Below are 13,748 nucleotides of genomic sequence, written 5' to 3' on the forward strand. Positions count from 1 at the left end.
GCGGACATTGAACCTAAGGGAGAGAACAGTCATGGTCAAGGTATTTAAACGTGAAGCAGGCAAGGAGAGGGTGCTGCGTTCCTATAATGAGCTGCTGGGACGCTGGGCGACGGAATTCCGCGAGCTGGATATTGAAACGGAATACGGATCAACACATTGTATAACGGCAGGAGATGAAAGCAATCCGCCCTTGCTGCTGCTTCACGGGGTGGGTGATAATTCTGCAGTGATGTGGATGCTCAATATGCAGGAATTAGCCCGGCATTTCTATTGCATCGCGGTAGACACGATAGGCGGACCCGGCAAAAGTATTCCTAACGCCAATTTCAGCAAGCGGACGTTCTCACAGGTGGATTGGATTACTGCCGTAGCCGATGGGCTGGCGATCGGGAAATTCCATCTGGCGGGTGTATCGAATGGTGCCTACATGGCTTTTAATTATGCGACCTGCCTGCCTGAAAGAGTATACGGGGTGGTGTGCATGGAAGGCGGGATGATTACTGCTCCGATGAAGGCGATGATCCAGACGCTGATGATGATGTTCCCGGAAATTCTTGTTCCGACCCGCAATAACCTGCTTAAGGTCACCCGAAAGCTAATCTCGCCAAACTCCGGACTTTTTGACAAACATCCCGAAGTGGCCGAGCATCTGGTGCTGTTAATGAAGAGCCATAATCAGCAGGCCATGTTTGTTCATCAGCTTCATCTTTATGATAAAGAGAAGGCGGTTGCGATCAGAGACAAGCTTTACTTTCTGGTGGGGGATTACAAGCTGGGCCACAAGAAGGATTTCCTGGAGATTTTGAAGGATGGGGATTTCCGCTATAAAGTGATCGAAGACGCAGGGCATGGGGTTAATCATGAGCAGCCGGAGATCATCAACAGGGAAATTATCAGCTTCCTGCAGGAACAGGAGGCATAGGTGTGATAGAAGAGGCTATAAAAAAACGCGAAAACTGTAATTTGACTGAACTTGCCATGGATTGCCCGGACTCAGGCAGTTATTAACATGGCAGAAATACCGATCTTCATTTGCCAACCTTACATCCTACCGATTAAACTATGAATATGTGATGTTGAGAGTGAGGGGGCAGGGAAGAGATGGCGATTTATACGCGTACGGGGGATAAGGGAGAAACATCGGTCATCGGCGGCCGGGTAGGCAAGGATGATGTCCGCGTCGAGGCTTACGGAACGATTGATGAGCTGAACTGTTTTGTGGGTCAGGCCCGCAGTCTGATGGAGGACGAGAAATTCGCCGATGTCCGGGAACAACTGCTGGAGATCCAGCATGAGCTGTTCGATTGCGGTTCGGATCTGGCTTTTGTGAAAATCAGCGAGAGCAAATATAAGGTCAAGAGCGAGATGGCGGTTCGCCTGGAGGGCTGGATCGACAAATTGCAGGCGGAGAATCCGGTGCTGGAGCGCTTCATTCTGCCAGGCGGCAGCCAGCTGTCCTCAGTGCTGCATGTCTGCCGCACCGTCTGCCGCCGTGCAGAGCGGCGGGCGGTTACGCTGGGCCGCAGCGCAGATATTAATCCGGAAGCTGTGATTTATTTGAACCGGCTTTCGGACTATTTCTTTGCGTTGGCCCGCACAGCGAATACACGGCTGGAGATTGCTGATGTAGAGTATGTGCGCAGCAAAAAGGTGTTCCGTAAATAATATGACAAGCTATTATTCACCGATCTCCTATATTGTGCCGCCGTCCGAGGACGGCTGGCTGCTGAAGACCATCCTGCAGAAGCGGATGGATGTGTCCCGCAAGCTGCTCTCCCGCCTGAAGATGACAGAGCAGGGGATTATGCTGAACGGCGAGCGAGTCTATATCAGCGTCCGGGTCAGCGCCGGAGACACCGTGGACATCCGGATGGAGCAGGAAACGTCGGAGGATATTTTGCCGCAGGATATTCCGTTTGATATCCTGTATGAGGACGGGCATCTGCTGGTCGTGAACAAGGCAGCCGGAATCATTGTCCATCCGACCCATGGCCATTATACTGACACACTGGCAAATGGGGTCGTCCATTATTGGGCGCAAAAGGGAGAACAGTACCGCTTTCGCCCGGTTCACCGGCTGGACCAGGAGACGTCGGGCGTACTTGTAATCGCGAAAAATCCTTATAGCCACCAGCATATTTCCGAGCAGATGATTGCCGGAACCGTGGACAAACGTTATGCGGCCTTTGTTCACGGAATTCCTGCGGTGCCGCGCGGTGATATCGACGGTTCCATCGACCGTGACCCGGCAGAACCGCACCGGCGTATTGTGACGCCGGACGGCTATCCCTCCCTGACCCGGTATGAGGTCAAGGCAGCCTACCCGGGCCGTGCGGCGAGGGTGGAGCTGAAGCTGGAAAGCGGCCGCACCCATCAGATCCGGGTGCATATGAGCTCCATCGGCTGCCCGCTGATCGGTGACGGCATGTACCGTCACCTGCTGTATGGCAAGGAGGAGCTGACTTCGGAGGAAGCGGCATGGCTTGCAAGCATCGCGGAGCTGGATGCCTCAATTCCGCGGCAGGCGCTGCATGCGGTGCGGCTGTCGTTCAAGCACCCGGTCGGGCTTGCGGAGCTGGTCTTTGAAGCGCCACTGCCGCCGGATATGGCGCTGCTTGAGCAGAAGCTGGAAAAGGAGACGGCTGGGGAGTAGCGGTACTGCACCTGCACTGCACCTGCACAAGCATATGTCGCCGCAACACCTGGACCTCGTGATTAACGGGAAAAGGTCCCTGTAATTATCGCTTTTGGAAGTAGCGGAGTGAATAGCGGGATTTACTACCTGTAATTTTATCGATAGTGTGTTATAGCGTGATTTCTACAATTATAGAGGGAGTAATTCCCGCTGTCCTTTTATAATTGAGGGTTCGGCCGGAACTAGCGGGCATATTTCCCTCTAGTAACGCCCGTATTACTGATCTAATGCACGGTAAAACGAAAAGATAGCGGAATTACAATTCTATCAGTGAATGATACATGACAGCACCACGGGTCATCTCATTAGCTGCAGTTGGGCTGCAATTGAATTCACTATAAATTTTAAAGGGAACTGCCAAAGGAGCTGCTATGAGTCAACTGAAAGTATATCAATATCCAAAATGCGGAACCTGCCGCAGCGCTGTCAAATGGCTGAAGGAACAGGGGCATGAGCTGGAGCTTCAGCATATCGCCGAGCAGCCGCCCACGGTGGAAGAGCTGCGTTTGCTGGTCGCGAACAGCGGGTTTCCGTTGAAGAAGTTTTTTAATACGAGCGGTGAGGTGTACAAAGCACTTGGTTTGAAGGACAAGCTGTCCAGCCTTAGTGAAGATGAGCAGCTTGAACTGCTGTCCAGTAACGGGATGCTGATCAAACGCCCGGTAGTCACTGACGGCAAGAAAGTCACTGTAGGCTATAAAGAAGAGCAATACGGCGAAGCCTGGAGCAACGCCTAATAAGATGGAATATAAGGAGAGGTTACACATGAGTTCAGTAACAACGGGCCGGGTAATGATCGTCGATGGAATGGCTCTGCTGTTCCGGGCCTTTTATGCGACCTCTTATGGAGGATATATCCGTAAGACCAAGGCCGGACTGCCGACCAATGCGGTGTATGGATTTTTGCAGTATTTTTTCGATGCGGTCAGCACATTTGAGCCTTCCCATGTGGTCTGCTGCTGGGATATGGGCAAAGGGACTTTCCGCACCGAGAAGTATGACGGCTACAAATCGAACCGGATAGATGCGCCGCTGGAGCTGATTCCACAGTTTGATCTGGTCAAGGAAGTCGTGGCTGAACTGGGTGTACCGAATATTGGACTGGTGGGCTATGAAGCGGATGACTGCATCGGTACGCTTGCTTCATGCTACAGCGGGGAATCCGAGGTGTACATTCTCACCGGCGATCACGATATGCTGCAACTGGTCAACGATAACGTCAAAGTCGTCATTATGAAAAAAGGCCGCTCGAACTATAAAGTTTATGATCCGGCGGAATTGCTGGAGGAAAAGGGCCTCACCCCTGCCCAGGTGATCGATTTGAAGGGCTTCATGGGCGACACCAGCGATAACTACCCCGGTGTAAAAGGCATTGGCGAGAAAACGGCGCTGAAGCTGCTGACCGAATACGGGACGGTGGAAGGCGTAATCGAGAATCTTCATCTGCTTCCTAAAGGCGTGCGTGCCAAGATTGAGGCCGATCTTGATATGCTTCACCTGTCCCGTGAGCTGGCGGAAATCCGCTGTGATGTTCCGGTAGTCTGCACGCTAGCTGAATGCCTGTGGGCGCTGCAGCGCGAGACGGCAGCCCGCAAGTTCCAAGAGCTGGAATTCGGCAGCCTGATGCATCTGATCGGCAGTGTGCAGGATGAGCGGGGCATTGTGCAGATCGAGCTTGGGGATCTGGGCTGATCTTCGCCAGCTGCTGATACAGGTTGATTATTTTTTTGCAAAAGCACTCTTGAACCCATATAGGTTCCAGAGTGCTTTTTTTGCGAATGGGGCGGAACATGTTATATAAAGATTGACGAAGGGGTTTAGCAGTGTTTATAATATTAATATAATTATTAAGTAGTTAATATATGTATTAATTATTGAGAGGTGGATTATTATAATGGCTCAGCGTGCAGTATTAAATGCGGATATCCGCAAGGGAACAATCAACCGGAATATTTATGGACATTTCTCTGAGCATTTGGGACGTTGTATTTATGAAGGCATCTGGGTAGGCGAGGATTCGCCGATCCCGAACACGAACGGCATCCGCAACGATGTTGTGGAAGCGCTTAAAGAAATCAAGATTCCGGTGCTCCGCTGGCCGGGCGGCTGCTTCGCCGATGAATATCACTGGAAAGACGGCATCGGTCCGCGCGAAGGCCGCAAACGGATGATCAACACGCATTGGGGCGGTACGGTGGAGAACAACCATTTCGGCACCCATGAATTTATGGAGCTATGCGCCATGCTGGATTGCGAGCCTTATATCAACGGCAACGTCGGCAGCGGCACGGTTCAGGAAATGTCGGAGTGGGTGGAGTATTTGACGTTCAACGGCGTTTCGCCAATGGCGGAGCTGCGTCAGGAGAACGGCCGGCAGGAGCCGTGGACCGTGAAATATTTTGGCGTGGGCAATGAGAACTGGGGCTGCGGCGGAAATATGCGTCCTGAATATTATGCCGATCTGTACCGCCGGTATCAGACCTATGTGCGCAATTATGGAGACAATAAGATCCATCGCATCGCCTGCGGTCCGAACGTCGATGATTATCACTGGATGGAGGTCCTGATGCGTGAGGCCACCCGCTATATGGATTCCATCACACTTCATTATTACACCATTCCGGGTCCTGCCTGGGAACAGAAGGGGGCGGCTACCGGATTTGAAACCGGCGAATGGTTCTCTACGCTGGAGAAGGCGCTGCGCATGGATGAGCTGGTAACCCGCCATAGTGTGATTATGGACAAATATGATCCGGAGAAACGTGTGGGCCTCATTGTCGATGAATGGGGAACCTGGTATGATGTTGAGCCTGGAACCAATCCCGGCTTCCTCTATCAGCAGAACACGATCCGTGATGCGCTGGTTGCCGGTGTAACCCTCGACATTTTCCATAAGCACAGCGGCCGCGTCCGGATGGCGAATATTGCCCAGACGATCAACGTGCTGCAGGCTGTAATTCTTACTGAAGGCGAGAAAATGCTGCTGACTCCTACGTACCACGTATTCAACATGTACAAGGTGCATCAGGATGCGGAACTGCTTGATCTTTCGCTGGAGAGTGGCACCTATAGCTTCGAAGGCCGCGAGATTCCGGAAGTCTCGGCCTCAGCTTCCATTACGGCGGAGGGTGTAATTCATGTCAGCCTGTGCAACCTGAATCATGCTGCAGCAGCATCACTTCCGCTGGAGCTGCGCGGACTTGCCGGGAAAGAGGTTGAGATTACAGGAACGACGCTGGCCGGAACAGCAATTGATGCCCACAATACATTCAGCCAGCCGGAGGCAGTGACGCCACAGCCGTTTACTGGCTTTAAGCTGGAAGGCGGCAAGCTTAACGTTGAGCTGCCTCCGATGTCGGTGACTGTGCTGGAAATTACCCCGAAGGCTTAAGGGAGCATCCGTTATGAGCACTTTATCGACCTGCAAGGGCTGCCGGGAAGAGTATAAGGTGACGGATGCCCAGATTGCCCGGATTCTGGCTTCATCAATGTTCACCCCGGACAACACCGCTTCAGATGAAGTATACAGGGAGCGGGTTGCCCTTTGCTCAGCCTGTCCGAAGCTCCAGGATGGCGTAACATGCACAGCCTGCGGCTGTATCATTCCAGTAGTGGCCAAGCTGAAGGAGCGCGGCTGCCCGTTGCCGGGCGGCGGTTTGTGGAGTCCGGTCACGGAGTAGCGTTCCGCCAAGCCGTTGGAGAGCCTTTGTCACAGAGGAAGCATCATCGGCTGTGAATACCGGAAAGAACCCCCTGGAGTCCCAGGCATACTGAAATTTTAAACGCCCCATCCCTCGCGGTATTGTATCCACGAGTGATGGGGCGTTTGTTTGAGAAGAATTTATAGATGGGCTTGACAGAGCAGGCGTCGCTTGGCTAGGAAACTGTTCCATTCCCATTGTCAGTACCTGCTGCATCCCTTTTATCCGCGTCAGCACCATTGAATCCATCGGTATATAACAGCTCTATGACCAGATCCTCGTTGTAATTGCCGAAGCCTTTGCCGAATAAGGTGAGCCCGCCGATATGTTCGGCATCCTCTTCCACCGAGAGCCTGAAGGTCCACTGCTTGTTGCGGATTGCAACCTGCTCCAGCGTAATGTCAGAGAGTTTTAAGCCGTCCATATAGGTTCCTTTTGGGGTAATGCGCAGCTGCTTGAGCAGGCCGTATTGATTGGTGTACGCCGGCCACCAGGCAGGGGTATATTTCCCCGGGCTGTCTCCGTAATCGCCTGGGCTAGTCCAATATCCGAGCTTCTGGCCATTCAGCGTGAACGCAATATCCGAAGGCCAGTTATTATTGGTTGACGGTGCTTCGGAGGCAATCTCCATCGTAATGATGAGCTCCTCCGGCTGCTGGCTGGACAACAGGAAGTTGGGTATTTTGTATTCGACATAACCTTTGCCAAACCAGAGAATTCCGGCATTCATCCGCTCCATATCCCAGAAATAACGCGGATCGTCGAAGCTGCCGATGATATGCTCGGTAGTGGCCAGTCCGCAGGTTGGCTCTATCTCAAAGTCGGAATAATGTCCGACCGGTATTTCTTTCCGGTGACCCTTGCGCTCTGCTTTGGCCTGGAGCGGGAAGATAATCTCCACCCCTTCAGCGGCAAGAGAACAAATCTTCTGCAGTCCGCTTCGTCCGGGGGCCATATGGGTGCGGATCAGTCCGGCCGTTTCCAGCTTACGCACATGCATTGTCATAATGGCGCTGCTCAGCTTGACCGCTCCCGCCAATTCCTTTACGTTCATGGGCTGAACAGCAAGCAGCTGCAGCATTCGCAGACGTACAGCGCTTGAGAGCGCCTCGTACACCGGCAGGGAATCTTCGGTAAGATCAAGTTTCATTTTCTGGGTACGCCTCCGGATTCAAGTTATATAGTTAATAATTATATTACTTAAATGGCTTTCTTACAACCCGTAGGGTTCACCGGATGGTGTGCTGGAGAACTTTGCCGCTCCACTTTTATCACAGACACTACCCGGCGAAGTTTACTATAATGTACAGGATAAATTAGCGATAAGACAAGGTGCCCTTGTAACTACAAGGGGTAACAGGGAATCGGGTGCAAATCCCGAGCGGTCCCGCCACTGTAAGGAAGAGCTGAACTTCAGCATGTCACTCGGCAAACAGCCGGGGAAGACGAAGGAAGGCGTTATGATCCCGAGCCAGGAGACCTACCTTGTTTGCGCGCACCACGACTCTACGCGGATAGGAGCGGTGTACGAATTGGTTAAAGAGATGAAGGCATGCAGTTTTGGAGACGGTGGATTTTGAAGATTTGGTGCAGAGCAAGTGCCGTCTTCAGCTCCCCCACATTACAATTCTGCGAATTCTCCGCGCTGTTGCAGCGGGAACACCATCTCTTACATATCTGATGACGTACATAGCACTCCCACCCCCCGGGGCGGGAGTTTTTGATTTGATGCGGCACAAAATGACGAATCGATGGAGGGAAAAGCATGAACAAACGCAAGTTTTGGAGTTTTGCTGCACTTATTGCCGGATTTAGCGTTTATTTTTTGCTGAATGAGCCGGGCACGGCCAATGCGATGCATATTATGGAGGGGTTTCTGCCGGTAGGCTGGGCCGTATTTTGGTGGGCGGCGTTTCTGCCGTTTTTTGCCCTTGGAGTCCTTAAGCTGAAGAAAATGACCAAGGACAACCCGGAGCTGAAGCTGCTGCTTGGGCTGGCGGGTGCATTTACCTTTGTCTTGTCGGCACTCAAAATGCCTTCCGTAACCGGAAGCAGCTCCCATCCTACAGGAACGGGACTTGGTGCTGTAATGCTGGGGCCGCTGCCGATGAGCGTAATCGGGTCTGTTGTGCTGCTGTTTCAGGCGCTGCTGCTGGCACACGGGGGGATAACGACACTCGGAGCGAATGCATTTTCGATGGCGGTGGCTGGTCCTTTTGCCGGGTATGCGGTCTATAAACTGCTGATGAAGGTGAATGGACGTGAAAAGCTGGCTGTCTTTATGGCGGCGGCAGTGGCTGATCTCATGACGTATGTAGTGACCTCGGTTCAGCTTGCAGTGGCTTTTCCGGCAGCAGACGGAGGTGTGCTGGCTTCTCTGATTAAGTTCGGCGGTATTTTTGCCGTGACGCAGATTCCGCTCGCTATCAGCGAGGGGCTGCTGACCGTGCTGCTCTGGAACTGGCTGAAATCCTACAGCCCGAATGAGCTGTCACTGCTGAAACGGCAAACCAAGGGAGGAAGTCTGTGATGAGCAATAAGTGGAAAAATGGGTTGATGCTGCTGGCGGTGATTTTGCTGGTGGTGCTGCCTCTGCTGCTGGTGAACGGGGAATTCGGCGGGGCTGACGATGCCGCAGAGGGTGTAATTACAGAGATTGATCCCGGTTATGAGCCCTGGTTCAAACCGCTGACGGAGTTGCCCGGCGAAACGGAAAGCATGCTGTTCGCGCTGCAGGCGGCGATCGGGGCCGGAGTGATTGGCTATTCCATCGGCCTGCTGAAAGGCAGACAGGACCGGCGCAAGCTTAATGATCAGAAGAATTGATGCGTTATCCTACAGCAATGCGCTGAGGCAGCTGCCCGCGATGTGGAAAAGCCTGTTCGCAGCAGTCATGTTCATCCTTTCCTATGCGCTTCATCCGGCCTTGCAGCTTGTGATTGCGGGCTGGATGACCGTGTGGTGTGTCCTGTACGCCAAAATCCCGCTGCGCGCCTACGGCCTGCTGTTTGGTACGGCACTTTTGTTCTTTTGTCTGAGCCTGCCGGCCTTATTGCTTGAAATTGGCCTTCCAACTGCCGGTGAGGCGGTAATGTCCTTGCAGCTCCCGGCTTCGACTCGTTCGCTATACATTACGGCGGAGGGGCTGCACCGGGCAGGATTGCTGCTGGCGCGCGTATTGGCCTGCCTGACCTGCTGCTTTTTCATTATATTTACAACACCGTTCGGAGAATTGCTGCAGGTACTCCGCAGGCTGCGGATGCCGCAGATCGTACTGGAGCTCATGCTGATTATGTACCGTTTTCTATTCCTGCTGAGTGATACAGCACATGGAATGATGCTGGCCCGGCGGCTGCGCGGCGGCAAAAGAGGACGGGTGGCCAAACTGCGTGAAGTTGCAGGAATGGCGGGCTCGCTGTTTGCCAATACGATGCACCGCTACTATGGGCTGTCGCAAGGGCTGATAACCCGGGGGTACATGGGTGAGATTATTTTGCCGCCTTACTTGTCACAACCGGTGCCGCGCAGATTCGCGGTTCAGGCCTGCACCGGTATTTCCCTGCTGCTGCTCGCTCAGCTATGGATCTTGCGGAGCAGGTGATTGCCTGATGCAGGAATCGGCCAACGGCAGGAGTTAAAGCGGAGACTGAACTAAGGGTAAGGAGATTGCAATGAATAATGAATACAGCCTGGTCTTTGAGGGGGTCGCCTACAGTTATCCGGACACGGCGGAACCTGCGCTGCGGGAGCTGACAGTCTCCATCCCCAAAGGACGAAAAACAGCAGTGCTCGGCCACAACGGCTCCGGCAAATCAACCTTGTTCCTGCATGCCGTTGGCGTACTGCATCCGCAGAAGGGCAGGGTGCTGCAGGGCGGCACCCCGCTAACCTATTCCAAAAAAGAGCTGGCCGCCCTGCGCCGCCGCGTGGGCCTCGTCTTTCAGGACCCCGAGCAGCAGCTGATTCTTAGTACGCCTATCGAGGATATTTCATTCGGGCTACGGGGGACGGGCATGGATGAGGCCGCTATTCAGAAGCGCTGCCTGGAAGTGCTGGAGCAGCTGAATCTGCTGGCTCTGCAAGATAAGCCGGTTCATCAGCTCAGTCTGGGCCAAAAAAAGCGCACGGCGCTCGCAGGGGTTATGGCGATGGAGCCGGAGCTGATTTTGCTGGATGAGCCGACCTCCTATCTGGACCCGCTCTCCGAGAGACAGCTGCTTGCGGGACTTGAGAGCATTTCTGCCAAGGGCACCACAGTGGTCATGGCGACGCATGATATGAATCTGGCCTACCGCTGGGCAGACTGGATCATCGTGCTGGATAAAGGCGCCTGCCGGGTAGCCGGATCGCCGGAGGATATTTTTGCAGACGGGGAAGACATTCGGGCGATCGGCCTTGACCTGCCGCTGCTCGCCGATTTATGGCATAGCCTGCCCGGCCGTTTGACTGCCGGGCAGACTGCTCCCCGGAATGCAGAAGAGTTCAAAGCTATTCTGAAGCGGGAAATTCAGTAGAGTGATTACGTCAATGATAGATGTGAAAGTACCTGATTGGGCAGAAGCATCTGCTAGATATAGAGCGTTGTAGCAAGCAGCAGGGGAAGCATGAAATCAGGTTATTTTGTGGACGGGGGAAAAAGGATGAAGAAACAAGGAAAGCTGCTGATTATCGGCTTTGGCCCCGGTGCCCTGGAGCATATTACAGGCCGCGCACTGGCTGCGCTTGAGGAAAGTGAAGCTGTCATCGGCTATAACACCTATGTAGAGCTGATCAAGCCGCTGCTGAAGCATCAGGAAATTGTCGGCACCGGTATGACCGAAGAGGTCAGCCGGGCCCAGGAAGCGGTGCGCAGGGCGGAAGCGGGACAGAGCATTGCGGTCATTTCCAGTGGGGATGCAGGTGTGTACGGGATGGCCGGACTGGTGTACGAGGTGCTGATCGAACGGGGCTGGAAGCGTGCGGGCGGTGTGGAAGTTGAGGTGATTCCCGGAATATCGGCGATCCAGTCCTGCTCCTCTCTGCTGGGAGCGCCGATTATGCATGATGCCTGCACGATCAGTCTGAGCGATCATCTAACGCCGTGGGAGAGCATCGCGGCGCGTGTCGATGCGGCGGGTGCGGCGGATTTTGTAATTGCCTTCTATAATCCGCGCAGCGGCAAACGGACGCGGCAGATTGAGGAAGCCCGCAGCATTCTGCTTCGCTACCGCGATCCTTCCACGCCGGTCGGCATTGTCAAAAGCGCCTACCGTGACCGCCAGCAGACGGTTGTAACTACGCTGCAGAATATGCTGGAGCATGAGATCGGCATGCTCTCCACAGTTGTGGTCGGCAACTCCGCGACTACCGTCTATGAAGGTCTGATGGTGACGCCGCGCGGCTATGAGCGCAAGTACAGTCTTGGCGCCGAGACGCAGGCGCTGAAGCCGCATGAGCGGCTGCGGACAGCGGCAGAGCCGTGGTCGCTGGCTGCGGCAGCGGTTGCCGCAGAGGCCGCAGCAGAGGCGAATAACGCGGCTGGCCCTATGGGCAGCGCGGCGGCTGCGGAGAGCGGAGCTGTTTCTGCAGCGGCCCGGACGGAGCTGCCTAAGGTTTTTGCTTCCGCCGTTTCGCCGGCGGTGCAATTCGAAGCCTCCGAACTGGAGGTTTCGCCGGCACTTGGCAGCCATAGATATAGCGGCGCCCAGATGGCGCTGCTTGCGGAGCTTGCAGGCGATGAAGGTCAGCTGGTATATACGCGGGACGGACATTTTTTGCTGCGCAGCAGTGGGGCTGAGCAGGAGGATAAGGCGTACCGGCTGGCAGAGGCCGGGCTGAATGTGAGCCTGCCGGGGGATTTTGTGAAAGTGAAGACGTGCGGCTTCTGTGAATTAAGAAAGAAAGACGGGCTTAATGCAGCTATCCGCCTTCATAAGCAGCTCCACGGACGGCCGGTGCCACGGGAACTTCAGATCGGTGTAGCCGGTTGCGGAATGGCCTGCAGCTCAGCCGTGCTGGAGGATATCGGCGTAGTGTACTCCAAGGGCAGCTTCGAGCTGTATCTTGGCGGTAAGAAGTCGGGACGAGGCCCGCATGCAGGCAGTCTCGTCGGCGAAGGAATGAATGAAGATGAGCTCATAGCCGCAGTTACAGCGATTGTCAAGCGATACGGTTCGCAGGGCAAAATCAATGAACGGTTTTATACATTTTTTCAGCATGGGGGTCACAACGAATGAAAACAGTATTGCTCGTAGGACACGGCAGCCGGGTAGCGGAGGGCAACGAGGAGCTGCGGAAATTCACAAGTGAGCTTGCCGCCCGCAAGCCGGAGCTGACCTTTGTAACCTGCTTTATAGAACTGGCTTCGCCTTCGATTGCTGAGGGCATAGCGCTTGGTGTAAAAGAAGGCGCTTCGACGGTTTACGTGGTGCCGATTATTTTGTTCGCGGCTGGCCATTCCAAGCTGGACATTCCGCTGGCCATTGACCAGGCGAAGCTAAAGTATCCCGGCGTGGAATTTGTATACGGACGTCCGGTCGGCGTGCAGGAGCGGGCGGTGGATATTTTGCTGGACCGGATCGCAAAAGCAACTGCGTGGAGACAGCCGGACCAGTTGGAAGACAAGATGCTGACAACGGGGGAGAATGCGAATGACGCGGGTCCGGGGGAAGCACCTTCTGACTCCGGAGCTGGCAATACAGGCACTGCTGCAGTTGAGATAAAAACCTCGAAAGTGGAGGACAAAGACACCATTATTCTTGTTATGGGCCGTGGAGGCAGCGATCCTGATGCCAACAGTGATTTCTTTAAGCTGACCCGCCTGCTGTGGGAAAGGACTGCTTATAAAAGCGTAGAGGGCTGCTTTATCGCCATTGCCAAACCTTCGCTGCCCGAGGGGCTGGAGCGTTGTCTGGCATTGGGTGCGCGTAAAATTGTGGTGCTGCCGTACCTGCTTTTCACCGGAGTATTGATGAAGCAGTTTTCTGATATCATCTCGCAGTTCGCTGCCGGGCATCCTGAGGTCGAGGTGGAGCAAGGCAGTTACCTTGGTTCTCACCCGCTGCTGTCCGACATGCTTGCGGAGCGAATTGAAGAGACATTGGAAGGCCAATCCTTCGCCAACTGCGATAACTGCAAATACCGTGTTGAGGCGGCCGCACACCACCATCACCGCCACCATCACGGAGAACATCATAGCCAGGAGCACGGGCGATGTGGGCATAATCATGCGGCTCATGGGCATCAGTGCTGCAGCAGGCAGCATGAACAGGAGCATCACTCCGAGATGGGTACGGAAGGCGAAATACAGCCGCGTCAGCGGGACCTTTCAGTACAGACAGTATCTTCGGCCAACGGACCGAAGGAATTCTGAA

The 13,748-nt window shown here is 54.2% G+C and carries 14 protein-coding genes and 1 riboswitch; of the genes, 13 read left to right on the forward strand and 1 reads right to left on the reverse strand.

The window, feature by feature from the left end; genetic code table 11:
* Positions 1 to 31 precede the first annotated feature (31 nt).
* The 7 genes from NSS79_RS08960 to NSS79_RS08990 all read left to right on the forward strand — a co-directional run bounded on the left by NSS79_RS08960 (position 32) and on the right by NSS79_RS08990 (position 6,375).
* Positions 32 to 922 carry an alpha/beta hydrolase gene (locus tag NSS79_RS08960; protein WP_342439079.1) on the forward strand — a complete coding sequence of 297 codons (891 nt, stop codon included), beginning with the start codon at positions 32 to 34 and terminating at the stop codon, positions 920 to 922.
* A 179-nt stretch (positions 923 to 1,101) separates the two neighbouring features.
* Entirely contained in the window at positions 1,102 to 1,665 is a 564-nt protein-coding gene (locus NSS79_RS08965; RefSeq protein WP_342439080.1) for a cob(I)yrinic acid a,c-diamide adenosyltransferase, read from the forward strand.
* Position 1,666: 1 nt separating this feature from the next.
* Complete coding sequence (locus tag NSS79_RS08970; protein WP_342439081.1) at positions 1,667 to 2,653, forward strand: RluA family pseudouridine synthase; 987 nt, start codon at positions 1,667 to 1,669, stop codon at positions 2,651 to 2,653.
* 413 nt (positions 2,654 to 3,066) lie between these two features.
* Positions 3,067 to 3,432 carry an arsenate reductase family protein gene (locus NSS79_RS08975; RefSeq protein WP_076111496.1) on the forward strand — a complete coding sequence of 122 codons (366 nt, stop codon included), beginning with the start codon at positions 3,067 to 3,069 and terminating at the stop codon, positions 3,430 to 3,432.
* Between the two features lie 28 nt (positions 3,433 to 3,460).
* Positions 3,461 to 4,387: a 5'-3' exonuclease H3TH domain-containing protein gene (locus tag NSS79_RS08980; protein WP_052091936.1), complete on the forward strand. Its 927-nt coding sequence runs from the start codon at positions 3,461 to 3,463 to the stop codon at positions 4,385 to 4,387.
* A 202-nt stretch (positions 4,388 to 4,589) separates the two neighbouring features.
* A complete protein-coding gene (locus NSS79_RS08985) occupies positions 4,590 to 6,086 on the forward strand; it encodes an alpha-N-arabinofuranosidase (protein WP_342439082.1) in 1,497 nt (498 codons plus the stop codon).
* A gap of 13 nt (positions 6,087 to 6,099) precedes the next feature.
* On the forward strand, positions 6,100 to 6,375 hold the full coding sequence (locus tag NSS79_RS08990; RefSeq protein ID WP_038588311.1) for a DUF6171 family protein: 276 nt from the start codon (positions 6,100 to 6,102) through the stop codon (positions 6,373 to 6,375).
* 196 nt (positions 6,376 to 6,571) lie between these two features.
* Here NSS79_RS08990 and NSS79_RS08995 read toward each other — a convergent pair whose 3' ends face one another.
* Entirely contained in the window at positions 6,572 to 7,546 is a 975-nt protein-coding gene (locus tag NSS79_RS08995; protein ID WP_342439083.1) for an ArsR family transcriptional regulator, read from the reverse strand.
* Between the two features lie 163 nt (positions 7,547 to 7,709).
* Positions 7,710 to 7,899, forward strand: a riboswitch (cobalamin riboswitch).
* Positions 7,900 to 8,161: 262 nt separating this feature from the next.
* Here NSS79_RS08995 and NSS79_RS09000 point away from each other — a divergent pair.
* The 6 genes from NSS79_RS09000 to NSS79_RS09025 all read left to right on the forward strand — a co-directional run bounded on the left by NSS79_RS09000 (position 8,162) and on the right by NSS79_RS09025 (position 13,747).
* Positions 8,162 to 8,926 carry an energy-coupling factor ABC transporter permease gene (locus NSS79_RS09000; RefSeq protein ID WP_342439084.1) on the forward strand — a complete coding sequence of 255 codons (765 nt, stop codon included), beginning with the start codon at positions 8,162 to 8,164 and terminating at the stop codon, positions 8,924 to 8,926.
* On the forward strand, positions 8,926 to 9,222 hold the full coding sequence (locus NSS79_RS09005) for an energy-coupling factor ABC transporter substrate-binding protein (protein WP_038588318.1): 297 nt from the start codon (positions 8,926 to 8,928) through the stop codon (positions 9,220 to 9,222). Before NSS79_RS09000 ends, NSS79_RS09005 begins: the two co-directional genes overlap by 1 nt.
* Positions 9,206 to 9,997, forward strand: a complete 792-nt coding sequence (gene cbiQ, locus NSS79_RS09010) for a cobalt ECF transporter T component CbiQ (protein WP_342439085.1) — start codon at positions 9,206 to 9,208, stop codon at positions 9,995 to 9,997. The genes NSS79_RS09005 and cbiQ overlap by 17 nt, the downstream gene beginning before the upstream one ends.
* A gap of 70 nt (positions 9,998 to 10,067) precedes the next feature.
* Complete coding sequence (locus NSS79_RS09015; protein WP_342439086.1) at positions 10,068 to 10,910, forward strand: ABC transporter ATP-binding protein; 843 nt, start codon at positions 10,068 to 10,070, stop codon at positions 10,908 to 10,910.
* Between the two features lie 126 nt (positions 10,911 to 11,036).
* Positions 11,037 to 12,611 carry a precorrin-3B C(17)-methyltransferase gene (gene cobJ / locus NSS79_RS09020; protein WP_342439087.1) on the forward strand — a complete coding sequence of 525 codons (1,575 nt, stop codon included), beginning with the start codon at positions 11,037 to 11,039 and terminating at the stop codon, positions 12,609 to 12,611.
* A complete protein-coding gene (locus NSS79_RS09025; RefSeq protein WP_342439088.1) occupies positions 12,608 to 13,747 on the forward strand; it encodes a sirohydrochlorin chelatase in 1,140 nt (379 codons plus the stop codon). The genes cobJ and NSS79_RS09025 overlap by 4 nt, the downstream gene beginning before the upstream one ends.
* The last annotated feature ends 1 nt before the right edge of the window (position 13,748 follow it).

Origin of the sequence: Paenibacillus sp. FSL L8-0436 (assembly GCF_038593025.1) — a bacterium.
GTDB lineage: Bacteria > Bacillota > Bacilli > Paenibacillales > Paenibacillaceae > Paenibacillus_AQ.